Genomic DNA, 26,854 nt, shown 5'->3' with positions numbered 1-26,854 from the left:
TAGAAGTCAAGGGAAGCATCAATACGAGAAGCCAAGATATAGATTTGGGATTGCACATGCCAGACATCTCCTTCGACAATCAGCATTTTGGAAACACCAATGCTACGGTACACTCTGCCGACGGCACACTCCACGCGCACATTATAACGGAGAAATACGGAAAAAATGGGCGTCAGGTGGCCATAGAATTATCCGGAATTGCCCACCACAACAACATATCCGCAACAACAGATATAAACATTGATGGAAAAAAGAAAATATACGGCGGATTCAACTACGAGGCACAACTATTCAGGTCTGGCGGTCAGCTTGGAGTCAATCTTCAGTTCCACCCTTCAGAGATAGTTATCGACACCGTGAGCCTGAATGTCCAACCATCAGACCTCACCTACACAAACAAATGCTTGGACATCAACCATTTTGAGGTATCCAATCATAATCAGCACATTACCATTAACGGACAGACAACAGGAAGCCCGTCAGACTCTTTGCTTATACAGCTAAAAGACATAGACGTTCCCTATATACTTGATTTGGTAAACTTCCATAGTGTAGACTTCGACGGCATAGCCTCGGGCAGTCTCGCCGTTAAGTCGGCCTTTACAAACCCGATTGCCACCGGAAACCTTGAAGTAAAGGACTTCAAGTTTAATAACGGAGACATGGGAACTCTATTCGCCAACGTAAACTACAATAACAAGGAAGGAAAGCTGCATATTGACGCCAAGGCGAAAGCAGCCCAAGACTCCTACACAGACGTCAAGGGATATGTAGACATAAAGAACAGCTACATCAACCTGCCTATCTACGCACACGGCACCCATCTTTACTTCCTCAAGCAGTTCTGTGGCTCATTCATGGATAACATACAAGCCACCGCGCAGGGGTGGTGCAAAGTTGTGGGGCCACTTTCAGACGTAAACATAGAGGGCGACATGTACGCATCTGGGAATATAGATATTACAACTATTGGTACAACCTACAACTTAAGAAATTGCCGTGTAAGAATCATTCCCAATGAGATTATCTTTGAAAGAGATTCCGTTTTAGACAGAGACGGACATATAGGGATTGTTACAGGTGGACTGCACCACCAAGCATTAAGGCATCTCACATACGACATAAGCATTGAGGCACAGAATCTACTTGCCTATGATTTCCCAAAGAAACAGGGCAACAACACCTTTTGGGGCGTCGTATACGGAACAGGACAATGTAACATTCACGGACGTTCTGGCGAAATAACCATGAATATAGATGCTACTCCAAACCGAAACTCCTACATTACCTACAACGCCTCCACAAATGGGGCAATCGACGAAAGTTCATTCATCAAATGGCGAGATGTTACCCCAGATTCTGTAAGTGAGCCGACAACCGCCCTCCCAAAAACTAATAACGGGAAAGCCTCAGCCAACTTCTCCAGTGATTTACATCTCAACTTCCTTATCAACACGACTCCTGACTTCACCTTGGGCGTACTCATGGATGAAACAACAGGCGACAACATCGCGCTCAATGGTACCGGCGGCATCAGAGCTACATACTATAATAAAGGTGGATTCCAGATGTTCGGCAACTACAATGTTGACTACGGCACATATAACCTGACGATTCAGAACATCATAAAGAAGCAGTTTGTCTTCCAGCCCGGGTCAGTATTGTCGTTTGGCGGAGACCCCTTCGAGGCAGCCCTGAACCTGAAAGGGGTATACAATCTAAAGTCCGTGCCATTAAGCGACCTTAGCCTCGGACATTCTTTCACATCAAACAACATACGGGTAGATTGCCTGTTGAACATCGGAGGAACGGCAGCAGCCCCCTCAGTCAGCTTCGGTCTGGAGTTGCCCTCCCTGTCTACCGATGCCCAACAGATGATTCACTCATTGCTGAACTCCGAGCAAGACCTGAACCAACAAGTACTTTACCTGCTTGCCTTTGGCCGTTTCTCCCCCCAAGGAAACAACAATGCGGTACAGGAAGGAGCCGCTGCACAAAGCCAGACCTCGCTTGCAATGCAAAGCCTGCTGTCAGGAACATTATCACAACAAATCAACACAGTGCTCTCTAATGTGGTCAAGAACAACAACTGGAACTTTGGGGCTAACATTGCAACGGGTAACGAGGGTTTTGACAATGCCGAATACGAAGGCACGCTATCGGGCAGCCTGCTCAACAACCGCCTGCTGTTTAACGGAGAGTTTGGCTATAGAGACAACGTAGCGACCAACAGCTCGTCCTTCATCGGTGATTTTGACATCCGCTACCTCCTCTATCCTACCGGCAATTTGGCACTGCGATTCTACAACCATACCAATGACAGATATTTCACCCGTAACTCTCTGACTACCCAAGGCATAGGACTTATCATCAAAAAAGACTTCACCACAATTTGGGATTTACTGGGATTAAAGAGGAAAAAGCAAAAAAAATAGAGCATAAGCATTGATATTCAGATTATTATTTGTAACTTTGCGCCCGTATGGGCGTGCAAAGCCCTTACTGATAGTAATTCATATAAAGTCAAACTTTATTAATTAATTTATTAAAAACATTTATGACAAAATTTGAAGACGTCAAGAACGTACAGCCATTAGCTGACTTCAATTGGGACGAATTCGAGAACGGAGCACAGGTAGAGGTTAGCAAGGACGACCTGACCAAGGCTTACGACGAGACCCTCAACAAGATTCAGGAGCATCAGGTCGTAGAGGGAACAGTCATCTCTATCGACAAGAAAGAGGTTGTAGTGAACATCGGCTACAAGAGCGATGGCATCATCCCTGCATCAGAGTTCCGTTACAACCCAGAGCTGAAGGCCGGCGACAAGGTTGAAGTTTACGTTGAGAATCAGGAAGACAAGCGCGGCCAGCTCGTACTCTCTCACAAGAAGGCACGCTTGCAGAAGAGCTGGGAGAACATCAACAAGGCACTGGATGAGGATCAGGTTATTCAGGGCTATATCAAGAGCCGCACTAAGGGCGGTATGATTGTTGATGTATTCGGCATCGAAGCCTTCCTCCCCGGCAGCCAGATTGACGTCCACCCAATACGCGACTACGATGTATTTGTAGGCAAGACCATGGAGTTCAAGGTTGTCAAAATCAATCAGGAGTTCCGCAACGTAGTTGTATCTCACAAGGCACTTATTGAGGCTGAACTTGAAGCACAGCGCAAGGAAATCATCTCTCACCTCGAAAAGGGTCAGATTCTCGAAGGAACCGTCAAGAACATCACTTCTTACGGTGTATTCGTTGACCTTGGCGGTGTTGACGGACTCATCCACATCACAGATCTCTCTTGGGGCCGCGTGAGCGATCCGCACGAGGTTGTAGCTCTCGACGAGAAAATCAATGTCGTTATCCTTGACTTTGATGAAGACAAGAAGCGCATCGCACTCGGTCTGAAGCAGCTTGCACCACACCCATGGGATGCTTTGGATGCAAATCTCAAGGTGGGCGACCACGTCAATGGCAAGGTAGTCGTTATGGCTGACTACGGTGCATTTGTTGAGATACAGCCGGGCGTTGAAGGCCTTATCCACGTTTCAGAAATGAGCTGGAGCCAGCACCTGCGTTCTGCACAGGAGTTTATGAAGGTCGGTGACGAGATTGAGGCAGTTATCCTCACGCTCGACCGTGAGGAGCGCAAGATGTCTCTTGGCATCAAGCAGCTCAAGGAAGACCCATGGGAGGCTATCGAAGTGAAGTATCCTGTTGGTTCCAAGCACACTGCAAAGGTTCGCAACTTCACTAACTTTGGTATCTTCGTAGAACTTGAGGAAGGCGTAGACGGCCTCATCCATATCAGCGACCTCTCTTGGACCAAGAAGGTTAAGCACCCATCAGAGTTCACCACTCAGGGCGCAGAGATTGATGTAGTCGTTCTTGAAATAGACAAGGAGAACCGCCGCCTAAGCCTTGGACACAAGCAGCTTGAATCCAATCCTTGGGATACATACGAGACCATTTACACTCCGGGATCTGTACACGAGGGTAAGATTACCGAGTCAATGGACAAGGGTGCAGTTATCACGCTCAACGAAGGCGGAGAAGGTTTCGCTACTCCCAAGCACCTCGTAAAGCAGGACGGCACACAGGCACAGCTTGGTGAAGTTCTCCCATTCATGGTTATTGAGTTTGTAAAAGATACCAAGCGCATCATCCTCTCCCACTCCCGTACATTCGAAGAGGTTAAGGAAGAACCACGCCGCCAGCGTCATAACGGTGGCAACCGCAAGCCGGAAGCAACTCCACAGGTAAACAATGTTGCCGCAGGAACTTCTCTTGGCGACCTTGGCGTACTTGCCGACCTGAAGAAGAAGATGGAAGAAGGAAAGTAATCTTTCCTTACCAGAAACTTTAATATATTAGGAGGTAAACCTATCAGATAGGTTTACCTCCTATTTTTATTTCATACCGTCCCTACCGCATGGTCAAAGTGCCACTTTCGCATAGTCAGCAAGGCACTTTCATGATGCGAAAACGGCACTTTCGTCTTGTCAAAGTGCCCGTTTCGCATTGCCAAACGGGCACTTTCGCATGGCGTTTCTTATAGCCTTGTATTTCAAGTAGTTGTAGATGCTACTTGAAAAGCAGCAGTTGTAAATGTTTTTTATGCTTTTGTTATGTTTCCACAATCCGATAACTTCTGACCAAGTCTGCCCTGCATGGCCGTGCAGGTTGCTTTTCTCGGAGGTTTAAGGCGATGCCGGGGTTACCTTACTGTGATATGGAAGCAGCCCTGACGCTTCTCATGCTTGATGTAGCAGCGGCCCTGCCTGCGGATGTCGTTGAGGACCTCACTCAGTATCCACTTCAGCGTGTCGTCGCGGACGGGCCGGGTGATGCTGCCGTACTTGTTGTAGGCGATGTCGAAGGTCGTGCCGTAAAGGTGGCAGCTGTTTTCGGTGGCGTTGTGATTGTGCTGCCGCAGCCGCTGTACGTCCTCTTTTGTCCGTAGGATGCTCGAAACCAAGAGCTTGTTTAGTGGCACGCCCTTCATCTGCAGGCTGTCCATGAAGTTGCGTGCAATATCCTGAAGCAGAATCGCAGCGCGAGGGACAAGGTAGGGGACGCTGTTGTTGAGTCTCTTCATGTCGAAGAAAGGATTGCTCCCGACATATACCAGTTCGCCTTTTCGCTTTTCGGCATCGGCACGGTCTATGACTGGCCGCACGCCATACTTCAGTGCAGCTGCCAGTTGAAGGCTCTGCGAATCGGGAAAGCTCTCGTCATAGTCGCGGACTCCTGTAATGCGGTGTTTGGATAGGGTGCCGTCTGTATTGAAAAAATGAGACAATTGGGGCAGCGCGAGAGCAGGCTGCGGTTCTGTCCTGATAGTGTCTGCCGGTTCGGATGGTATATTGACGGAATCTTCCTGAATAGTATCGTGTACTGATTTTTGGACGGCATATCCTTTCCCTGCCACTGATGGGAAAATGAGACGCACCAGTGCCAGCAATAGCGTAACTGCGATAAAACCAATGAGAAACTGATTCTTTGTAATCCTATACTTTATTTTCATTGCCACAAAGGTAATAATAAAATGATAAACGGGAATTAAGAAATTAGATTTATTTGCGAGGTTCACGATTTTATAGTATCTTTGCGCCCAATAATTAAAGGCAAAGGAATTGATAGAAAAACATATAGTTCTCGAAGATATTGACCCGGTGGTGTTCTACGGGGTCGGTAATGGTCATTTGCAAATGATAAAGTCCCTGTTCCCCAAGCTCCGGGTAGTGGCCCGAGGAAACGTCATCAAGGTTCTGGGCGACGAAGAGGAGATGGTTAAGTTCGAGGAAAATATAGAGTTATTGCGCAGGCACGTAGAGAAGTATAATACTATCAGTGAGGAGGACATCCTCGATATTGTCAATGGCAAAGGCCCCAAGGCGGATGCAGCGAAGGATGTTGTCGTCTATTCCATTTCGGGCCGGCCCATCAAGGGGCGTTCGGAGAACCAGCAGCTGCTGATTGACGCTTTCGGGAAAAGCGATATGATGTTTGCCGTAGGCCCTGCCGGAACGGGAAAAACCTACCTTAGCATAGCCTTGGCCGTGAAAGCCCTGAAGGACAAGACCGCCAAGAAGATTATACTTTCCCGGCCCGCCGTGGAGGCCGGCGAGAAGTTGGGTTTCCTGCCGGGCGACATGAAGGACAAGATAGACCCTTACCTGCAACCGCTCTACGATGCCTTGGAGGACATGATACCTGCCGTGAAGTTGCAGGACATGATGGACAAGCACATCATTCAGATTGCCCCCTTGGCTTTCATGCGCGGAAGGACGCTCAGCGATGCCGTCGTTATTCTGGATGAGGCCCAGAATACGACTCCGGCGCAAATCCGCATGTTCCTCACCCGTATGGGATGGAATACGAAGATGATTATCACGGGCGACATGACACAGATAGACCTCCCCCACGCAGAGAAGAGCGGGCTGAAAGAGGCGTTGTCCATCTTGGGAGGCGTGGAAGGCATTTCGGTTATCAACCTGACGAAGAAGGACATTGTAAGGCACAAGTTGGTTACGCGTATCGTCAACGCCTACGAGGCTTACGACAAGGCGAGACAAGCGACAGGACCCTATAAACATAAAGACAATGAAAGCATTAACAAAGACTGATTTCCATTTCGATGGACAGAAGAGTGTGTATCACGGAAAAGTACGTGATGTTTACGACATCAACGACGACCTCATCGTCATGGTGGCAACCGACCGAATCTCTGCATTCGACGTTGTGCTGCCGAAGGGAATACCGTTTAAGGGGCAGGTGCTGAACCAGATTGCCGGCAAGTTCCTTGACATGACGGCCGACATCTGTCCCAACTGGAAGTTGGCTACGCCCGACCCGATGGTTACGGTAGGTCTGAAATGTGAGGGCTTTCGTGTAGAAATGATAATCCGCTCCATCCTTACCGGTTCTGCTTGGCGTGCTACAAGGACGGTTGCAGGGAGATTTGCGGCGTGAAGCTGCCCGACGGCATGCGTGAGAACGAGCGTTTCCCGGAGCCTATCATCACACCGACTACCAAGGCTGATGAGGGACACGACATGAACATCTCCAAGGAGGAAATCATCCGTCAGGGCATTGTATCCGAAGAAGACTATGCCATCATTGAGGACTGGACACGCAGGCTCTTCGCCCGTGGTCAGGAGATTGCCGCCAAGCAGGGCCTGATTCTCGTTGACACGAAGTACGAGTTCGGCAAGCGCGACGGTAAGTGCTACCTCATAGACGAGATTCACACGCCCGATTCGAGCCGCTACTTCTATGCCGGCGGCTATGAGGAGAAGCTGGCAAAGGGCGAGCCGCAGAAGCAGCTTTCCAAGGAGTTCGTCCGCCAGTGGCTCATTGAGCATGACTTTATGAACGAGCCGGGTCAGACCCTGCCGGAGATTACCGACGAGTATGCTGAGAGCGTCAGCGACCGCTACATAGAGCTTTACGAGCATATCACGGGCGAGAAATTCGACAAGGCTGCCGAGGATGGAGATATTGCCGCACGCATTGAGAAGAACGTGAAAGGCTGTCTGGCAGAACTCAAAAGGAATTAAGGATATTAATAAGGTGCCGGGGAACCGGAGCCAATACCGCTGAGGCGGCGATGTTGCCGCAAGGGCACCGGGCGCGGCTCCCGTCAAATCCCGGGACGCTCATGCCGCACAGAGGCTTCTGCCCAAACCTCCCCGGCTCTCCCGGCTACCCAGACTTTTCCTAACTCCCCCTTAACTCGTTTAATTTCCTTAACTTCCAAAACATGTACGAGCAGGAGAAGATAAAACCCTACAACGGAGAAGGCGAGAAAGGCAAGCTCGTCGAAGAGATGTTCGACAACATTGCCGAGACTTACGACATGTTGAATCACCGCCTGTCATGGGACATTGACCGCGGATGGCGTCGTAAGGCAATCCGGCAGCTTGCTCCCTATCATCCGCAGCAGATACTCGACATTGCCACGGGGACGGGCGACTTTGCCATTCTCTCTGCCCAAATGCTGAAGCCGCAGGCACTTGTCGGTGCCGACATATCGGAGGGCATGATGCAGGTGGGCAGGCGGAAGGTGAAGGCGGCGGGGCTGGACGGCATCATCTCGTTCCAAAAAGAGGACTGCCTGAACCTGACTTTCCCGTCCGACACCTTCGATGCCGTTACGGCTGCATTCGGTATCCGCAACTTCGAGAATCTCGACAGGGGGCTGAGCGAGATGTGCCGGGTACTGAAGCCCGGCGGACACCTCGCCATCGTGGAGCTGACCACGCCCGTGAGCTTTCCGATGAAGCAGCTGTTCAAGGTCTATTCTGCCATCGTGCTTCCCACGTATGGCAGGCTTGTCTCCAAGGACGGCAATGCCTACGACTATCTGAACAAGACCATCGCTGCCTTTCCGCAAGGCGAGGAAATGATGGGAATCCTCGCCCGGGCAGGCTTCAGGAAGACTTCGTTCAGGCGGCTTACGTTCGGCATCTGCACGATGTACCTTGCAGAAAAATAAAACAATTCAGTGTCTATGGATAAATATGGACTCATCGGATGCCCACTGGGACATTCCTTCTCGGTAGGCTACTTTAATGAGAAATTTGAGAATGAGGGAATTGACGCGCGCTACATCAACTTCGAGATTCCCTCCATTGAGCGTCTCGTCCAGATATTGGACTCCACCCCCAGTCTGCGCGGACTTAACGTAACCATCCCCTACAAGGAGCAGGTCATTCCGTTTCTCGACAGCCTAAGCCCGGAAGCGAGGGCCATCGGGGCGGTCAACGTCATCCGGGTTACCCGTAAGGGCAGCAAGACCTTGCTGAAGGGATTCAACAGCGACGTCATAGGATTTACCAAAAGCATAGAGCCGCTCCTCGAACGTCATCACAGGAAGGCACTCGTTCTCGGAACGGGCGGGGCCGCCAAGGCCGTCGACTACGGCCTGAAGTCGCTGGGACTCGCGACGCGCTTCGTTTCGCGCGCCAAGCGTGCCGACGCGTTTACATACGGGGAGCTGACGCCCGATATAGTCAGAGAGTACAATGTCATTGTCAACTGCACGCCGTTGGGCATGTATCCCAATGCCGACGAGTGCCCCTCGCTTCCCTACGAGGCTATGGACGGCCATACGCTGCTTTACGACCTTATCTATAATCCCGACGAGACGCTCTTCATGCAGCGGGGCCGCGAGCGCGGGGCTATCGTGAAGAACGGGCTTGAAATGCTTCTTCTTCAGGCCTTCGCAAGCTGGGAGTTCTGGAACGGAAAGGAGCAGCGGTAACGGGACGGAAATCGGTGCGGCCCGGTATTATGAAAGTATCTTCGGATTCTGGTCGCCGGCATCATTTTCCCTTTCGTGCAGAAGCAGGATTCCGGCATAAGGGCGGGGACAAACGAATGGTTTCGTTTGTCCCCGTCTTTCTTTGTGCCGGGCAGAACTCCGTGCCCGTGCGTTTCCCGTTCAGCGGAGGGTTGCCCTAAGCCGTATTTGCTTTGCAGGAGAAAGGATGGGCGGAGTGTGGGGGAACGGGTGATGGTGCGCCTGAATCTCCTTTGCCGATAGTCGGAATGTAGGTACATACCTCGTGTCTGTCCGATGCAGGCGGTTGGGTCGGTGTGTTTGGCGGACAGGCACGGGGCCTGTCCCTACGTGTTGGTTGCGGAATGTGCATGTAAATGCGCGGGGACGGGGATGTCTTTCCCTGTATCAGCGTGGAGGAAATGTGGTTTCTTGGAGGGTAGGGGGACGGAGGATTGTGCTGAAAAATAATGAAATGTTTTGACAGAAAGATGATTCTCTCTACCGAAAAAGATGCTACTTTCTGTTAGAAAAGATGGTATTGTTCAGAAGAGACAAAGGTGCTTCTCAAGAAGGAGTAAAGGTACTTATTAGAAAAACGAAGGTACTTTTTGGGTAAAACGAAGGTACTTTTTGGGTAAAATGAAGGTACTTTTTGAAGAAAACGAAGGTACTTTTCAGGGAAAACGAAGCTACTTTTTTAGAAGAAGGATGGGCGGTTTTGTAATAACCTGATTGTCAATGGATTGCGGTCTGGTTAAGAAATGGGCGAAACGGGCGTCTGACGGGATTTCCCCTGCCCGTCTACAGCATCGGCAGACTGGCCGGAGGAGGCGTCCGGAAGGTGTTTGCAATCAATCGGGTCAGGAGAAGGAAGGTGGATAATTTATTTTTACAGCTGTATTGCTTTCTCTCTCTTCTTTCATTGTTCCTTGGAGGGGGGGAAGGTGGAGGGAGGACTCGCCTTATAGCGAGAGGAAATATCCCATTTTGTAAAGTCTGAGCACCCACAGGGACGGATGTCTGCCCGTCAGGTTGCGCCTTTCCCATTCCTGTGCCAGACGGTGGAAGAGGCGTATGAGCGGCAGGATGGGGCGGAGGCGGTGCAGGGTTGTCAGCAGCGGAGAGTAGCGTCGCAGGGTGTCGCGGTGGGCCGAGAGTGTGCGGAGGCTTTCCTCTATCTTTCGGAGATAGGTTGCGTTGTCCTCGTATTCGTAGTACGATACGGGATTGTCGATGTGCAGTATGCCGGCATGTGCCGCCTGCAGCCGTCTTCCGAAGTCGACGTCCTCGTATCCGAATGTCCTGAAGTCTTCGTTTATGCCGGTGCGCACCATCACTTCCTTTCTGATGAGGAAGTTGGTCGTCCTGAAGCTGAGGTAGGGTTGTCGGGCGCGTATCTCCGCAGGGTGGGTGTCGAAATGTCTTTTTTCGTAGTTGTAGCGCAGGCTCTCCCTGCTGTTTCCGCGTGGCGGTTGCGGCTTCACGCCTCCGCAGACGACGTCCGTCCGCCTGCCGCAGTGCCGCAGATAGTTGGCGAAGAAGTCCTCGTCGTCTACGATGACGCCGCAGTCCAAGTAGAGCAGCCAGTCGTACTTTGCCGTTCGTGCAGATAGTTGCGTATGGCGGCGCGTCCCCTGTTCTTGTCCAGCCGGATGTAGCGGCATCGGCCGTAGGCGGATATCTGCGAATTGGCCGCGACACACTGCCTGTCGGGCGAGCAGTCGTCGGCAACCACCACCTCGTAGTCGATGTCCGGCTGGCGGCCGAGCAGGCTGACGATGCGTTCCACCTGCTTGGTGCAGATGTCGTTGTAGGTGGGTATCAGGATGGAGAGTCCTCTGTTCATGGGTGCAAATTTACTGAAAATTAGGGGTAATCCGCCCGTTTCTTCGGGAATAATTCGGCAAGACGGGGCGGAAATCCGTCTTTATGCAGCCGGAAGACGGCCCTGTAGGTCAATTTGCCCGGCGATAATTTGGGAATATCAGATAAAAGAAGTACTTTTGCACCGCTGCTACGAGATGGCAGCATTAAATTCAAACCTAATTAAAAGTCAATTAAAAATTATGGCAACAAAAATCAGATTGCAGCGTGGCGGTCGCAAGAACTACGCTTTCTACCGTATCGTAATCGCTGACGCTCGTGCACCACGTGATGGTAAATTTACTGAAAAGATTGGTACTTACAACCCAAACACCAATCCAGCCACAGTAGATTTGAATTTCGACCGTGCCCTTTACTGGGTTGAGACAGGTGCCCAGCCTACAGACACAGTCCGCAACATCCTCAAAGGCGAAGGTGTTTACATGATGAAGCATCTCCGCGGGGGCGTGAAGAAAGGTGCCTTCGACGAGGCTGCCTGCCAGCAGAAGTTTGATGCTTGGAAGCAGACAAAGGTTGCTGCTACGGAGGCTCAGGAGAAGAAGACTGCCGACGAGAAGAAGGCTGCCGCAGTAAAGAACCTCGAGGCAGAGAAGAAGGTAAACGAGGCAATTGCAAAGAAAGTAGCCGACAAGAAGGCTGCCGAGGCTGCTGCTAAGGCAGAGGCAGAGGCTGCCAAGGCTGCCGAAGAGGCTGCACCCGCAGAGGGCGAGGCTACGGAGCTCCTGCCGAGGCTTAATTCTTTCAGGGTCATTAGTCAGGGCCATAATCTCTTCGGAGGTTATGGCCTTTGTCTTTATGCCGGTTTTCCTGTTTTGTCAGGATTATTCAGCTGCTGCTTGCGGATGGCAGGGCGAAAGTGGCGTTCCGGCAGGGTCAAACCGCCACTCTGATGGCATGAAAGCGGCGTTTTGGAATCATCGGAAAGCCTTTTTCGTTCCGTGGGGGCAGCATTATGATTTGTGGGACTGCAAGCGTCTGAATCTTAATGGGATGAGAATCTCCGTCCGCCCCCTTGTCTTTCTGATATCGGGCAGCCCCGTCCCTTTCTTACTGTAAATAACTTTCACGTAACGGGTGCGGATGGAGCAGGCCGTCGCTCGCAGGGGATGAAGCCTTCCGGGTGCTTCTCCCCGAGGGATGCTCCTCCGTACCGGTGTTTTTCTCACCGATATGTAAGGGTTGTATCGGGCTATATGTGCAGATACGTGAAAGGGAAATGAAGTAACTGAAAAGTTTCTTAAAAAGCCTCTGTCAGCCAGTCTTTTTAATATAATTTAGATGCTATTCTTCGGCATAGTCGCTTTATTGTAGTAATTTTGCGTCTAATTAATTTGGAAACAAGATTATAAAGATATTTCAATTATGGCAGAAGCTATTGATATTCGCGAACTGAACATCCGGATAGAGCAGCAGAGTGCTTTCCTGACCCATCTCGTTACGGGTATGAGCCAAGTTATCGTAGGTCAGCAGCACCTTGTAGATTCCTTGCTGATAGGATTGCTCAGCGACGGGCATATACTTCTCGAGGGCGTGCCCGGCTTGGCAAAGACGCTTGCCATCAAGACCCTTTCCCAGCTGATAGACTCCAAATACAGCCGTATTCAGTTCACTCCCGACTTGCTGCCGGCCGACGTTATCGGCACGCAGATATATTCGCAGAAGGACGAGAGTTTCCACGTGAAGAAAGGGCCGGTGTTTGCCAACTTCGTCCTTGCCGACGAAATCAACCGTGCCCCTGCCAAGGTGCAGAGCGCACTGCTCGAGGCGATGCAGGAACATCAGGTAACCATCGGTGAGCAGATGTTCAGGTTGCCGAGTCCCTTCTTGGTGATGGCAACCCAGAACCCGATAGAGCAGGAGGGAACGTATATGCTTCCCGAGGCACAGGTAGATCGTTTCATGCTGAAGGTCATCATTCAGTACCCCATCTTGAGGAGGAAAAGTTGGTCATCCGCGAGAATCTTCGTCCGAGTCTTCCCGAGGTCCGGCCTGTCATCTCTTCCGACGACATTCTTAAGGCACGTGCCGTGGTCAGCGAAGTCTATATAGACGAAAAGATAGAGCAGTATATTGCCGACATCGTCTTCGCTACCCGTTTCCCGGAGCGTTACCAACTCTCCAATCTCAAGCAGATGATAACCTTCGGCGGAAGCCCCCGTGCCAGCATCAATCTGGCCAAGGCTGCCCGTTCGTATGCTTTCATCAAGCACCGTGGCTACGTCGTTCCCGAAGATGTCAGGGCCGTTGCCCACGACGTTCTCCGTCATCGCATCGGACTTTCGTACGAAGCCGAGGCCAGCAGTGTTACTGCCGAGGAAATCATAAGTGAGGTTATCAATAAGGTAGAGGTGCCATAACGGAAAAGTATAATAAGGAAACTTTAATCGCCGGATAGTCAATGGATACAGCCGATTTGCTCAAGAGGGTCAGGAAAATCGAAATAAAGACCCGCGGACTGAGCCAGAACATCTTCGCCGGGCAATACCATTCTGCCTTTAAGGGGCGTGGTATGGCTTTTTCGGAGGTTCGCGAGTATCAGTATGGCGATGATGTCCGGGACATAGACTGGAATGTTACGGCACGTTTCCACCGTCCTTTCGTGAAGGTCTTTGAAGAGGAACGCGAACTGACCGTTATGCTCCTGATAGACGTCAGTGGCTCGCTCGACTTCGGGACTTCCCACCAGCTCAAGAAAGATTTGGTAACCGAAATAGCCGCTACCTTGGCCTTCTCTGCCATTCAGAACAACGACAAGATTGGCGTCATCTTCTTTTCGGACAGGATAGAGAAGTATATCCCACCCAAGAAAGGGCGCAGGCATATACTTTACATCATCCGTGAAATGCTTGACTTTAAGGCAGAAAGCACCCGGACAGACGTGGGCATGGCGGTGGAGTATCTGACCAAAGTGATGAAGCGGCATTGTACGTCGTTCATACTCAGCGATTTCTATACCCGGTTCGATTTCGAGACGACGCTGACCATTGCCAACCGCAAGCACGACGTAGTGGCAATCCAACTCTATGACCCGCGGGCTAAGGAGCTGCCCGACGTGGGATTGCTGAAGGTGAAGGATGCCGAGACGGGGCACGAAATGTGCATCGATACAAGTAGCCGGAAATTGCGCGATGCCCACAAGGCGTATTGGAACAAACGGCAAGATATGCTTGACAACCTGTTTATGAAGGCCAGTGTCGACAATATCGCTGTGGCAACAAACGAAGATTATGTCCGTAAACTGATGGCTTTATTTGCCCAAAGAAGTAGATGAGGAATTTCATTACCATATTCTTGCTGATTGCAGGTGCTGTAGCCGCCTTTGCTCAGACCAAAGTTGAAGCCCGACTGGATTCGACCACTATTCTGATAGGCGAACAAACTCACCTGACCGTCAGCGTAACGGCACATCAGGGAGCCAAGGTCGTTTTCCCGATCTATCGTTCTCAGCAGTCGCTCAACTCCGACTTGGAGGTAGTTGGCAGCCGACAGGACACGCTGGAGATGGAGGACGGCCGGCAAACGATAGCCCATACCTATACATTGACAGGCTGGAACAGCAGGAAAACAACCGTTCCGTCGCTGAATGTGAAGGTAGACGGAAAGAACTATCCCACCAAGTCTATTCCTCTTACGGTAGACAGCCTGCGTGCCTATACAGGGAAACAGGCGCAGATGCGGCCTGCGGACGACATCATGGACAATCCTTTCTCGTTGGGAGAGGTGCTGCCCTATTTCTGGCTGAGTGTCCTTGCCGTGCTGTTGGCATGCCTTGCATTTTATCTTCATTTGCGGCTTCGCGACAATAAGCCCTTGGCGGTTCTTGCAAAAGTCAGGAAACGGAAGCTGCCGCACGAACGGGCGTTGGACGATATAAGACTGATTCGGCGGAGAGCAGAAGAAGGTCAGGACGGCGAGAAGATATATTACACCCAGTTGACAGACGTGCTCCGGCAATATTTAGAAGACCGTTTCGGCTTCAATGCCAAGGAAATGACATCTGCCGAGATATTGGCTCAACTGAAACAAGAGGCAAATCGGGACAAGCTACAGGAACTGAGAGAGGTGTTTCAGACTGCGACTTAGTGAAGTTTGCCAAATATTCTACCCGGGAGAACGAGAAGACGCTGTATCTTACCCATGTCGTGCAGTTCATCGAAGACACCAAGATAGAAGCAGTGCCGGAATTGAAGTCAGAGGAGGATGAGACGGTGAAGACCGTTCAGCGCAACAGGCGTTCGCGAATGTTGCTTCGATTGCTGATAGGTGTATTGATTGTCGTCATAGTTGCACTCCTGACATACATTGCTCTCTCCATCTATGAGTTGATGAATTGAGACAATTGATTAAAGATGTGGAAAATGGAATTTGCCGATAAGGAATTTTTACTGCTGCTCCTGCTGCTCATCCCCTATATTCTTTGGTACTTCCTGTATAGGCGGGGTGAACCTACGATGCGTATGAGTGATACTTTCGCTTACGAATATGCACCGAAGAGTTGGCGTATCAGGATGATTCATCTGCCCATGTTCCTCCGTTGCCTGACATATACACTCGTCGTGATAGTGTTGGCACGGCCCCAGACCTACACTCCTTGGAACAATGACGAAGGAGAGGGCATCAATATTATGCTGGCTATGGACATCTCTACCAGTATGTTGGCGGAAGATGTGTCGCCCAACAGAATGGAGGCAGCCAAAGATGTTGCCACAGAGTTTATCAATGCCTGTCCCAACGACAATATCGGGCTGACTATCTTCGCCGGCGAATCCTTTACGCAGTGTCCGATGACTACAGATCATGCCGCCCTCTTGAATCTGCTTCGGAGTGTAAGAACCGACTTGGCTGCCAACGGTCTGATTCAGGACGGAACGGCCATAGGAATGGGACTTGCCAATGCTGTCAGCAGACTAAAAGACGTGAAAGCCAAAAGCAAGGTGGTCATTCTCCTGACCGATGGCAGCAATAATATGGGGGACATATCGCCCATGACGGCAGCTGCCATAGCCAAGAAAATGGGAGTGCGCGTCTATACTATCGGTTTGGGAACGAGTGGAATGGCACGCTATCCCATCTCAATCAATGGTCATGTACAGTACATTCAGGCCAAGGGTGAGATAGACTATAAGGCATTGCAAGATATAGCCATTACAACGAATGGCGAGTTCTATCGTGCGCAGAGCCGCTCTGAACTGGCGCAAATCTATCAGGATATAGGTAAGCTGGAGAAGACGAAAATCAACGGTACAGCCTCGAGTAGGCGGTATGAGGCTTTTCTGCCTTTTGCCATTTTGGCATTGATGAGCCTGCTTCTTGAAATTGTGCTTAGGACAACAATACTGCGAAGGATTCCATAACATGGATGAATGGGACTCCTGACGAATATGCAGAAGAAATAATAACAGAGAGAAATGTTCAGATTCGACAATCCTACATATCTATGGCTCTTGTTGCTGATACCCTTGTTGGCAATTGTCTACATTGTGTATCTTTATAAACGCCGTCGTCGTCTGAAAGCGTTCGGAGAGCCAGTCTTGTTGCGGCAGCTGACTCCTGATGTTTCCAAGTATCGGCCTCACGTGAAGTTTGTGCTGATGTTGCTGATGGTTGTGTCGTTGATAGTAATTTTGGCACGTCCGCAGATGGGAGCGAAGGTCTCGACCGATAAGAGTCAGGGTATAGAAGCGATTATAGCACTGGACATCAGCAACTCCATGTTGGCGCAGGATGTGGTTCCCTCGCGGTTAGACAAGAGTAAATTGATGGTTGAGAATCTTTTAAGCAGGTTCTCGGACGACAAGGTTGGTCTCGTCGTCTTTGCCGGAGATGCTTTCGTACAGTTGCCTATCACGAGCGATTTTGTCTCAGCCAAGATGTTTTTGGACGATATTGAACCCTCATTGATAGGTACACAGGGAACTGATATAGGACAGGCACTTGACCTTGCTATGCATAGTTTCAATCCGAAGTCGAAGGCAGGAAAGGCTGTTGTGCTCATAACGGATGGTGAAGACCATGAGAAAAATGCTGAGGAAATGGCAAAAAAAGCCGCCTCGGCAGGTATAAAGGTTTTTATACTGGGTATTGGAAATCCTGCCGGTGCGCCTATTCCGCTGAACGATGGAGAGTATCTGAAAGACAAAGGAGGAAATACCGTAATGACGCGTCTTAATGAGCAGATGTGTCAGCAGATAGCTTCGGCGGGGCAGGGTATGTATATTCATATAGACAATACCAGTTATGCGGAGAGCCGGCTTTTCTCGGAATTGGGTAAATTGCAAAAGGGAGAAGTCAATAGTGTAGTATACAGCGACTTTGACGAGCAGTTTCAGGCAGTTGCTGTTATCCTGTTGATTCTTCTGATAGTGGAGACGGTTCTTTTGGAGGGACAGAACCCTGTCATGAGAAAGTGGCATTTATTTACACGAAAAGGATGAAAGAGAGAATAGTGTCTATCATGCTGTTTTGGCTGGCTTTCCTGTCTGTTCAGGCACAGACCGACCGCCAGTTTATCCGGGAGGGCAATCGGCTCTTTCGTCAAAAGCAGTATGCACAGGCGGAAGTGAGTTATCGGAAGGCTTTGGGCCGGAATCCGCAGAGTGGATTGGCATCATACAATCTTGGATGCGCCTTGCAGGCTCAGGGAAAGGATGGGCAGGCCATTGCACGCTTTACAAATGCAGCTCGTCAAGCCTCCAACCCCAGTGGAAAGGCAAAGGCTTTTTATAACTTAGGAAGGATACAACAGAAGAAGCAAGACTATCAGAAGGCGATAGAGGCTTATAAAAATGCTTTGCGTGCCAACCCTCACCACGATAATGCCCGTTTCAATTTGGCAATGTGCATGAGGCAGCAGCAACAACAGCAAAAACAGAATAAGTCGGGAGGAGGAAAGAACGACAAGAACCAAAATAAGAACAAAGACAATCAAGAAAAGAAGCAAAACAATAAGGATAAGAATAAACAGGAGAAGCAGAATCCTAAAAATCAGCCTCGGCAGAAGGAGCAAATGAGTAAGGATAATGCCGAGCAACTTCTCAATGCTGCCATGCAGAAGGAGAAAGCAACGCAAGAGCGGCTCAAGAAGGCCATGCAGCAGCCGAGTCGCAGAACACTGGACGAAAATTGGTAAACGTATGAAACGATATATAAACTTACTTCTGACCATCATCATCGCTTTGTCGATGCAGGCGCAGCGCATCAGGGTGGCGGCACCTAAGCATGTTGCCGTGGGTGAGGAGTTCCTTATTGAATATACAATATTCTCGGATGGGGTGCAAAATTTCCGTTTGGGGAATCTTCCGAATGGGGTAGAGCGTTTGTCAGGCCCCTATACGTCGTCTCAGTCGAGTATTCAGATTGTGAATGGGCATACCAGCAGTTCATCTTCTACTTCGTTCACTTATATCCTTGTTGCCAACAAGAAGGGGACGTTTACTCTTCCACCTGCAAAAATCATAGTTAATGGAAACAACCTTGCCTCAACCCCGGTCAGGTTGTCGGCTTCAGGAAATTCCAATACTTCCCGTGCTTCTTCGGCAGGAGGTAATAACTATGTGGATGAGGAGGAAAACTCGTCGTCTGTGTCAGGCCGGCATGGTGGGAAAGACTTGTTTATGACTGTAACGGCCAGTAAGACGAGGGTTCACGAACAGGAACCTATCCTTCTGACCTACAAAGTCTATACGGCCGTCAATCTTTCTAATCTTGAAGGTAAGATGCCTGACCTGACAGGATTCCACGTTCAGGAGATAAAGCAGCCTCAGCCAGTCAGTTTCCATCGTGAAACGGTGAGGGGCAGAAGATATAATTGCACAATTTGGCAGCAGTATGTGCTGTACCCACAGATGACAGGTACGTTGAAGATTCCTGCATTGACGTTCCGGGGAACTGTCCGGCAGGGTGAAGACGCCAATGATCCTTTTGCTTTCTTGGTGGACGGAGGACCACGCGAGGTTACGCGTGAGCTGAAGACGAATGGCCTGACTATTCAGGTCAGCCCACTGCCAGAGAAGCCTAAAGGTTTCTCCGGAGGAGTTGGACGCTTTAATATTTCGGCCCAACTCAGTAAGACAGAAATTAAGGAAGGTGATCCGCTCAACATCCGCGTTGTGATAGGAGGTGTAGGTAATCTCAAACTGCTCAAGCAGCCCGAGCTTAATCTTTCAAAGGACTTTGAGGTTTATGATCCAAAGATAACGGATAAGACACGCCTGACCTCCAATGGGGTTGAAGGAAATATAGTTTACGATTATCTTGTCGTACCACGCAAGAGAGGCAATTATATTATTCCTGCAATTAGCTTTATCTATTATGATACTTCGTCGAATAGCTACAAGACGATTCACTCTCAAGCATTGAGTGTCAGAGTAGAGAAAGGGGATGGCAGCAATTCGGATGAGGAGGATTACAATACTCTGCAGAATGAGGACATACGCGGATTGAAGTTGGGTAATGTTGTTACCAACGAGACTGAGAACGTTTTCTTTGGCACCCCGCTCTATTGGGGATTGTTTCTTTTCCTCCTGATTATGTTTGTTTACCTGCTTTATAGTTTCCGTCGAAGGGCTGTGGCCTATTCTGATGTTGCCAGTCTGATGGGTAAGAATGCAAGCAAAGTGGCTACAAGGCGATTGCATAAAGCCAGTGAGCTGATGTTGAAGGGTAATGCTGAAGACTTTTATGACGAGGTCTTGCATGCCTTGTGGGGATATGCAGGCAGCAAGTTGGGAATGCCGGTAGAAAGCCTTTCGCGTGATAACATTAGCGAACGTTTTGACAGCTTGGGAATAGATGCCTCCACGAAGGATAAATTTGTGGGAGCACTTGACGAGTGTGAGTATGAACGATATGCTCCGGGTGACGAAAAAGGCAATATGAATAAAACTTTCAATGCAGCGAAATCTGCCATTATGGATATTGAGGAGGTCTTGAATCCTAAGAGGGGAAAGGGTGCTTCTAAAGCGAAGCTGCTTCTTTTCTTTGCTGTTCTGTCAGGTTCCATCTACTCATACTCCGCTTATGCCGTAACAAAAGATACGGCCGACAAAGAGTATTCCAAAGGAAACTATGCCAAGGCCATTAAGGATTACACGACTCTCTTGGAGAAGGAACAATCGGCGGAACTCTATTACAATTTGGGAAATGCCTATTACCGTACAGACAACATTCCCCGTGCAGTATTGAACTACGAACGTGCCTTGAGGCTATCTCCGAGCGATGACGATATTCGCTTTAACTTGGAAATAGCACAATCGAAGACGATAGACAAGCTAACTCCAGAATCACAAATGTTCTTTGTTACTTGGTACGAGTCGTTGGCAGACCTTGTTTCTGTTGACGGATGGGCGTTTCTTTCCATTGGGGCTATGATTCTTCTTATCGGAGCTGTGTTGCTCTATCTTTTCACGGAGCGTCAGTGGACACGGATGTTGGGCTTTTTTGGCGGATTATTTTTATTGTTTCTTTTGTTCTGGTCTGTATTCCTGGCCTACAAGCAGCTGTCTGCCATTCATTCTCACAGCGGTGCTGTCATTATAGCTCCGTCGGTAACAATCAGGGCAACTCCCGACCAAAGAAGTTCCAATTCCTTTGTTCTTCACGAGGGAACAAGCGTTAAAATACTCGACCGTAACATTAAGGGATGGAGAGAGGTTCGCTCTGCCGATGGGCGGACAGGTTGGTTGCGCACAGGTCAGATAGAAGAGATATAGTCTGTATTCAACGATTGACGAAGGATGAATTTGCAGCAGCTGATAGATATAGATAAAGGTATGCTTCTCTTCTTCAACGGAGGCGAGAACATGTTCCTTGACAGGTTGGTCCTGATTCTCACGATGGGCTATACATGGATTCCTCTCTATTGTGCCTTGCTGTATCTTGTGGTAAGGAATAATGAGAAGTGGACTCGCATATTCCTCATAATTTGTGCCGTTGGCTTGGGCATGTTAATATCCAATGGTCTCAATGGCGGATTTGTGAAACCATTTATTGGCAGATTGCGTCCTTCGGTGGAACCGTCTCTATCTGGTATGGTGCATCTGATAGATGGCTATACGGGCGGAGGCTATAGTTTCTTTTCTGCCCATGCCTGCAACACCTTTACCATAGCCGTATTTTTCAGTCTGTTGGTCAGAAGCCGCATGCTTAGCATTTTCCTTTTTCTTTGGGCAGTGCTGAACTGTTGGACACGCCTTTACCTTGCCGTCCATTATCCGTCTGATATTATGACCGGCATCGTGATGGGAATGGCTGTCGGTATCTTTGTCTATCTTCTTTATAAGCGCGTAGCTAAAATGACAGGGACGTGGAACCATTATATCTCTACACAATATACGAGGTCGGGATACAGCTATCCGACATAGACTTGGTGCTGACCGTTCTGGTCCTGACGCTGTGCTACGCTGCACTGCATACGGTAGTTTCACTATAATTATACAATGTCTATATGATGTCAACAGATACAAAGCATATAAAGATTCAAGAATACGATTACCCGCTTCCCGACGAGCGGATAGCCAAGTTCCCTATAACCGAGCGCGATCACAGCAAGTTGCTGGTTTATAATAAGGGACAGGTTTCGGAAGATAAATTCTATCATATATCCGACCATCTCCCTAAGGGTGCCTTGATGGTGTTCAATAACACGAAGGTGATTCAGGCCCGCATGCACTTCCGTAAGGAGACGGGGGCTTTGATAGAGGTCTTCCTGATGGAGCCGGCTGCCCCGACCGACTATGAGCTGATGTTTCAGACAACGCAGCACTGTGCATGGCTATGCATGGTTGGCAATCTGAAGAAGTGGAAGGAGGGTGCGCTGCGTCGGAAGTTTGTCATCAAGGGCAATGAACTGACTCTGTCTGCCACGATGGATAGGGAGAAAGCGGCTGCCAAGGCCGGCGGAACCAACTATTGGATAGACTTTGAGTGGGATAACGGCAAGGTCTCCTTTGCTGAAATACTGGAGGAGGTGGGCGAACTGCCCATTCCGCCTTATCTTAACCGTTCGACACAGGAGAGCGACAAGACCACTTATCAGACCGTGTACTCCAAGATAAAAGGCTCTGTGGCAGCTCCGACGGCAGGCCTGCATTTCACGGACAAAGTGCTGGCTGCCATTGACGAAGCCGGAATAGAGCGGGACGAGCTGACCCTCCACGTGGGGGCAGGGACGTTCAAGCCCGTAAAGAGCACAGAGATAGCAGGACACAACATGCACACCGAGTATGTCGTTGTACACCGCCATACCTTGGAGCGGCTGCTAAGACATGGCTGTGCTGCCATTGCCGTTGGAACGACCAGCGTACGCACGCTCGAGAGTCTCTATTATATGGGGGTGAAACTGGAATCCAATGCCTCTCTGTCGGAGGAAGAGCTGCACGTCGGTCAGTGGGAGCCATACGACTTGGAGCATAATGCCGATGGCTGGGCAGTGGTAGACGGTGTGCCCGTCTCGCCCGGGAAATCCATTCAGAACCTGATAGACTACTTGGACAGGGACGGAATCGGGGCCTTACATTCCAGTACTCAGATTATCATTGCGCCGGGCTACAGCTACAAGATTGTCAGAATACTCGTTACCAACTTCCACCAGCCGCAGTCTACATTGCTGTTGTTGGTCAGTGCATTTGTGAAGGGCGACTGGCGGAAGATTTACGATTATGCTCTGAATCACGATTTCCGCTTTCTCAGCTATGGGGACAGCAGCCTGCTGATGCCCTGATGTGAAACCATAGAAGAATTATTACGAATGAAAATAGGAGACAAAGTCAGATTTCTGAGTGAAACCGGGGGCGGACGCATTTCTGGTTTCCAAGGCAAGAACATTGTATTGGTAGAGGATGAGGACGGATTTGAGATTCCGACACCCGTCAGTGAAGTGGTTGTCGTAGCCGACGAGAGAGCTGTTGCCGACCGCATCATCGCCAACGAGGCAAAGCGCAGGCAGGCTGCCGGAGAAGGCGATGCGCGGTCCATCCGTCAGCGGTTGAACGAAGGAGAGGAAATGGCTGACGACTGGAAGCAAGCAGACGTGGTAAATCCTGAGGACGACCCGTCTGTCGGCTTTGAGGCACCGCCCAAGGAGCGGACAGGCGGCGATAGGCTGTCAATCTACCTCGCGTTTGTCCCGCAGGCCCTCAACGAGCTTTCTCATACCGCCTTTACATGCTATCTCGTCAACGATTCAAACTACTACGTGAAGTTCTCGTATGCCGCTTCTGCCGATGACGGCGCATGGAAGCTGCGTGCGACGGGCGAACTGGAACCGAACACGAAGGTCTTCATGGAGAAAATCTCCAACAATGAACTTAACGACCTGCACAACGCTGCCGTCCAGCTGTTTGCCTATAAGGTGGACAAGGACTACACGATGAAGCCTGCCATGGACATCCGCTTCCATGTTGACGGCGTGAAGTTCTATAAGCTCAACACGTTCCGCCAGAACGACTTCTTTGCCGGGCCAGCCTTGCTCTACGCGTTGGTAGAGCAGGACGAGCCGATGAAAGCTAACAGCGTCGTTTTTGTGGAAGAACCCAAGGAAAACAGGATAAAGGAGGAGCGGAAGCAGCCGGCACGTTTGGAGCACCCGGCAGACGGACTGGTGAAACGGTACAGCCCCGGACAGTCGAAGTCGAGAAAAGTGAAGCAGGTGCTGAAAGACGACAAGATAGTGGTCGACCTCCATGCCAATGAACTGTTGGAAACCACGGTCGGTATGAGTGCCGGCGACATACTGGAATATCAGTTGGACGTTTTCCGCAAGGTTCTCGACCAGTATAAGTCCAATAAAGGTCAGAAAATCATCTTTATCCACGGCAAGGGCGAAGGTGTGCTGCGTCGTGCCGTCATCCACGAACTGAACTACAAGTACAAGCAGCACCTCTATCAGGACGCCTCGTTCAGAGAGTATGGATATGGTGCTACACAGGTGATAATCAGATAGTTCCGCTATCCTCGGGGATATGGTGCAGCCCCCGGATGCCCCTTTAGTCTAGCTGCCTTCGTACCCCACGGGCGGGGTGCTTTCGTACCCCACGAGTGGGGTGCATTCATACCCCACGAGTGGGGTGCATTCATACCCCACGAGTGGGGTATAAACGTGCCCGGAGAGGCAGGCTGAAAAGGAGCATTGTTTGCTTTCGGACAGCAGTGTTTTCCCCGTCTCGGACAGACATATAAAACATATCGAAAATGAAATACGGATTCATCAAGGTCGCAGCCGCCATACCGTCGGTAAAGGTTGGCGACACCAAGTTTAATCTTGGCGAAATAGAAAAGCAAATCGCCGTTGCCGAGGGAATGGGCGTAGAGATTATTTCCTTCCCCGAGCTTTCGCTGACGGGCTACAGCTGTCAGGACCTCTTCCGGCAGCAGCTGCTTTTGGACAATGCGGAGCATGCATTGCTGATGTTGCTCGACTTCACCCGTCAGCTCGACATCATCACCATAGTGGGTGCCCCCGTATGTGTGGGGTCCCTGCTGCTGAACTGTGCCGTTGTCATTCAGCAGGGGCGCATCCTCGGCATCGTCCCCAAGACTTATCTTCCCAACTACAGCGAGTTCTACGAAAAGCGTTGGTTCGCATCGGCGCAGGACCTGCATCCGCAGCGCATCCACTACGCAGGACACCACCTGTTGGTAACTCCCGGGCAGCAAGTCTTCCGCACGGCAGACGGAGTGAAGTTCGGCATAGAAATCTGCGAGGACGTCTGGGCACCGGCTCCCCCGAGCAGCTGTCTCGCCTTGGCCGGGGCGGAGATCATCTTCAACCTCTCGGCAAGCGACGACCTTATCGGCAAGCACGGCTACCTGAAGTCTCTGCTGGCCCAGCAGAGTGCACGCACCATCAGCGGCTACGTCTACAGCAGCTGCGGATTTGGCGAGAGCACGCAGGACGTAGTCTATGGGGGCAATGCGCTTATCTACGAGAACGGGCAGCTGTTGGAAGAGGCCGACCGTTTCTCGCTGACCCCGCAGATGAAGGTTTCGGAAATTGACGTGGAGAAGATACGCAGCGAGCGGCGAACCAACAGTACCTACGTAAATGCGCAGCGTCCGCCGATGACCGGGACGGTCAGTGTTGCGAAGGAGACTGGCGGAGCAGAGGAGTTTGTACATTGTCTTCCGAAGAACAATCCCGAGAAGGAATTTACACTGAGCCGCACCGTCAGCCACATCCCTTCATCCCCGCATCGGCCGATATGGCTGCCTCATGTGAGGAGATATTCAATATTCAGGTCTGCGGACTGGCAAAGCGGCTCGTCCATACCCATTGTAAGACGGTTGTCATTGGTGTCAGCGGAGGTCTTGACTCTACCCTTGCCTTGCTTGTCTGCATCAAGACCTTCGATAAGCTGGGCTACGACCGAAAGGGAATCATGGGCATTACCATGCCCGGATTCGGTACTACCGGCCGCACCTATAACAATGCCATGACGCTGATGGAGAGTCTGGGTGTCAGTATCATGGAAATCAACATCTCCGATGCCGTTACCCGGCATTTCAGGGATATTGGGCACGATGCTTCCGTGCATGATACCACTTACGAGAACTCGCAGGCGCGGGAGCGCACACAGCTGCTGATGGATTTGAGCAACAAGCATGGCGGTATGGTTGTCGGTACGGGCGATCTCAGCGAACTCGCCTTGGGATGGTGCACCTATAATGGCGACCATATCAGCATGTACGGTGTCAATGTCAGTATTCCGAAGACACTGATAAGGCATTTGGTGAAGTATGTGGCGCAGAGCGGGGTAGATGAGACTTCTGCCAAAACGCTTCTCGACATAATAGATACGCCCATATCCCCGGAGCTGACTCCTGCCGGCGAGGATGGCGAGATAGCCCAGAAGACGGAAGACCTCGTCGGACCATACGAGCTTCATGACTTCTTCCTCTTCTATTGTCTCCGCTATGGGTTCCGTCCGGGAAAAATCTACTATCTCGCCAAGATAGCCTTCAGGTCGGTGTATGGCGAGGAGGTCATCAGGCATTGGCTTCGGAATTTCTACCGACGGTTCTTCTCCCAGCAGTTCAAGCGTTCCTGTCTGCCCGACGGGCCAAAGGTGGGCAGTGTCAGCCTCTCGCCGCGCGGCGACTGGCGCATGCCTTCCGACGCAATGGCATCAGACTGGATAGCAGAAGTGGAAGCCCTGTAGATGAAGAGGATTCTGTTGATATGTGTTTTGGGGATGATGGCTGTATGGAGCTGCGCTCAGTACGGCTGGCATCCTCGTTTTTCTGTCTTGGAATTGCTTCAGTATCAGCAGAGGAAGGGACTGTCGGCACACGTTCAGCCACCTTTCGGGAAGTATGGCGGAAGCAGGATAAGGGCGTCCAGTCTGCTCCCCGGCAACGACCCCCGGCAGCTTTGGGGGCGTGAAGTCGGTCGAAACGATGCCTTTGTGCCGGATAAGCAGCCTCTTTATCGTATCTTCAGGAAGAAAAGCGACGACAGCGTTGCCTTCATAGATACGCGGGGAGGAAGTTTGCAAGTGGTCTTTTGGAACAAGCTCATCTATCGCTACTGTGCATCCGAGTTGCGGCGGATGGGCTTTGTATGTCTCTCAAACGCGCAGTCTAACGTCCTTGCTTTCAGGAAAAGCGATGTATCCCTGAAAGTTGATGTGATAGTCTGGAGCGATATGTACGTGATGGAGATATACACGTAGGGGACAACGCCTTA

General features: G+C 50.4%; 18 protein-coding genes and 5 pseudogenes. 20 read left to right on the top strand and 3 right to left on the bottom strand.

Annotated features, from left to right (window positions below; all coding sequences use genetic code 11):
* Window positions 1–653: 653 nt before the first annotated feature.
* Window positions 654–2,435 (top strand): annotated as a pseudogene (locus tag JCM15908_RS15670) (translocation/assembly module TamB domain-containing protein); the annotation flags it as partial.
* Window positions 2,436–2,557: 122 nt separating this feature from the next.
* A complete protein-coding gene (gene rpsA / locus JCM15908_RS07875; RefSeq protein ID WP_025002930.1) occupies window positions 2,558–4,342 on the top strand; it encodes a 30S ribosomal protein S1 in 1,785 nt (594 codons plus the stop codon).
* Window positions 4,343–4,716: 374 nt separating this feature from the next.
* Here rpsA and JCM15908_RS07870 read toward each other — a convergent pair whose 3' ends face one another.
* Window positions 4,717–5,526: a DUF5715 family protein gene (locus JCM15908_RS07870; RefSeq protein ID WP_025002929.1), complete on the bottom strand. Its 810-nt coding sequence runs from the start codon at window positions 5,524–5,526 to the stop codon at window positions 4,717–4,719.
* A 109-nt stretch (window positions 5,527–5,635) separates the two neighbouring features.
* Between JCM15908_RS07870 and JCM15908_RS07865 the strand changes: the two genes are divergently transcribed.
* From JCM15908_RS07865 to JCM15908_RS07850, 4 genes and pseudogenes are all read left to right on the top strand, one after another.
* Window positions 5,636–6,628 (top strand): PhoH family protein, encoded by a 993-nt coding sequence (locus JCM15908_RS07865; protein ID WP_025002928.1) that lies wholly within the window; start codon window positions 5,636–5,638, stop codon window positions 6,626–6,628.
* Window positions 6,606–7,561: pseudogene (locus JCM15908_RS13080) on the top strand (phosphoribosylaminoimidazolesuccinocarboxamide synthase). The gene JCM15908_RS07865 and the pseudogene JCM15908_RS13080 overlap by 23 nt, the downstream one beginning before the upstream one ends.
* Before the next feature lie 203 nt (window positions 7,562–7,764).
* Window positions 7,765–8,499 (top strand): bifunctional demethylmenaquinone methyltransferase/2-methoxy-6-polyprenyl-1,4-benzoquinol methylase UbiE, encoded by a 735-nt coding sequence (ubiE, locus tag JCM15908_RS07855; RefSeq protein ID WP_025002927.1) that lies wholly within the window; start codon window positions 7,765–7,767, stop codon window positions 8,497–8,499.
* 15 nt (window positions 8,500–8,514) lie between these two features.
* Window positions 8,515–9,267: a shikimate dehydrogenase family protein gene (locus JCM15908_RS07850; protein WP_025002926.1), complete on the top strand. Its 753-nt coding sequence runs from the start codon at window positions 8,515–8,517 to the stop codon at window positions 9,265–9,267.
* A 983-nt stretch (window positions 9,268–10,250) separates the two neighbouring features.
* Here the strand turns inward: JCM15908_RS07850 and JCM15908_RS13075 are convergent.
* The gene (locus tag JCM15908_RS13075) at window positions 10,251–10,862 is read right to left on the bottom strand and encodes a glycosyltransferase family 2 protein (RefSeq protein WP_084607841.1); all 612 of its coding nucleotides are present in this window, start codon (window positions 10,860–10,862) and stop codon (window positions 10,251–10,253) included.
* Window positions 10,841–11,134: a glycosyltransferase family 2 protein gene (locus JCM15908_RS14405; protein WP_084607840.1), complete on the bottom strand. Its 294-nt coding sequence runs from the start codon at window positions 11,132–11,134 to the stop codon at window positions 10,841–10,843. The genes JCM15908_RS13075 and JCM15908_RS14405 overlap by 22 nt, the downstream gene beginning before the upstream one ends.
* A 220-nt stretch (window positions 11,135–11,354) precedes the next feature.
* On the opposite strand from JCM15908_RS14405, the pseudogene JCM15908_RS13070 reads away from it, so the two are divergent.
* The 14 genes and pseudogenes from JCM15908_RS13070 to JCM15908_RS07780 all read left to right on the top strand — a co-directional run bounded on the left by JCM15908_RS13070 (window position 11,355) and on the right by JCM15908_RS07780 (window position 26,840).
* Window positions 11,355–11,908: pseudogene (locus JCM15908_RS13070) on the top strand (30S ribosomal protein S16).
* 626 nt (window positions 11,909–12,534) lie between these two features.
* A pseudogene (locus JCM15908_RS13065) lies at window positions 12,535–13,529 on the top strand (AAA family ATPase).
* A gap of 41 nt (window positions 13,530–13,570) precedes the next feature.
* The gene (locus JCM15908_RS07830) at window positions 13,571–14,443 is read left to right on the top strand and encodes a DUF58 domain-containing protein (protein ID WP_025002924.1); all 873 of its coding nucleotides are present in this window, start codon (window positions 13,571–13,573) and stop codon (window positions 14,441–14,443) included.
* Window positions 14,440–15,255: a BatD family protein gene (locus tag JCM15908_RS13060; RefSeq protein WP_051530779.1), complete on the top strand. Its 816-nt coding sequence runs from the start codon at window positions 14,440–14,442 to the stop codon at window positions 15,253–15,255. The genes JCM15908_RS07830 and JCM15908_RS13060 overlap by 4 nt, the downstream gene beginning before the upstream one ends.
* Window positions 15,255–15,506, top strand: coding sequence for a hypothetical protein (locus tag JCM15908_RS14155; protein ID WP_051530778.1), 252 nt, complete (start codon window positions 15,255–15,257; stop codon window positions 15,504–15,506). The genes JCM15908_RS13060 and JCM15908_RS14155 overlap by 1 nt, the downstream gene beginning before the upstream one ends.
* A 24-nt stretch (window positions 15,507–15,530) precedes the next feature.
* Window positions 15,531–16,526 (top strand): vWA domain-containing protein, encoded by a 996-nt coding sequence (locus JCM15908_RS07820; protein WP_025002923.1) that lies wholly within the window; start codon window positions 15,531–15,533, stop codon window positions 16,524–16,526.
* A 54-nt stretch (window positions 16,527–16,580) separates the two neighbouring features.
* Complete coding sequence (locus JCM15908_RS07815) at window positions 16,581–17,606, top strand: vWA domain-containing protein (RefSeq protein ID WP_025002922.1); 1,026 nt, start codon at window positions 16,581–16,583, stop codon at window positions 17,604–17,606.
* Window positions 17,603–18,301: a tetratricopeptide repeat protein gene (locus JCM15908_RS07810; protein WP_025002921.1), complete on the top strand. Its 699-nt coding sequence runs from the start codon at window positions 17,603–17,605 to the stop codon at window positions 18,299–18,301. The genes JCM15908_RS07815 and JCM15908_RS07810 overlap by 4 nt, the downstream gene beginning before the upstream one ends.
* A 4-nt stretch (window positions 18,302–18,305) precedes the next feature.
* Entirely contained in the window at window positions 18,306–20,882 is a 2,577-nt protein-coding gene (locus JCM15908_RS07805; RefSeq protein ID WP_025002920.1) for a BatD family protein, read from the top strand.
* A 24-nt stretch (window positions 20,883–20,906) separates the two neighbouring features.
* On the top strand, window positions 20,907–21,533 hold the full coding sequence (locus JCM15908_RS13055) for a phosphatase PAP2 family protein (RefSeq protein ID WP_084607839.1): 627 nt from the start codon (window positions 20,907–20,909) through the stop codon (window positions 21,531–21,533).
* Window positions 21,534–21,619: 86 nt separating this feature from the next.
* A complete protein-coding gene (locus tag JCM15908_RS07795; protein WP_025002919.1) occupies window positions 21,620–22,891 on the top strand; it encodes an S-adenosylmethionine:tRNA ribosyltransferase-isomerase in 1,272 nt (423 codons plus the stop codon).
* Window positions 22,892–22,918: 27 nt separating this feature from the next.
* Window positions 22,919–24,112 carry a DUF2027 domain-containing protein gene (locus JCM15908_RS07790; protein ID WP_025002918.1) on the top strand — a complete coding sequence of 398 codons (1,194 nt, stop codon included), beginning with the start codon at window positions 22,919–22,921 and terminating at the stop codon, window positions 24,110–24,112.
* 248 nt (window positions 24,113–24,360) lie between these two features.
* Window positions 24,361–26,327, top strand: a pseudogene (locus JCM15908_RS13050) (NAD(+) synthase).
* Window positions 26,328–26,840: a hypothetical protein gene (locus tag JCM15908_RS07780; protein WP_025002917.1), complete on the top strand. Its 513-nt coding sequence runs from the start codon at window positions 26,328–26,330 to the stop codon at window positions 26,838–26,840.
* Window positions 26,841–26,854: the final 14 nt, after the last annotated feature.

This window comes from Prevotella dentasini JCM 15908 (assembly GCF_000614065.1).
Classification (GTDB): Bacteria; Bacteroidota; Bacteroidia; order Bacteroidales; family Bacteroidaceae; genus Prevotella; species Prevotella dentasini.
This window is presented reverse-complemented; position numbering and strand designations above follow the sequence as displayed.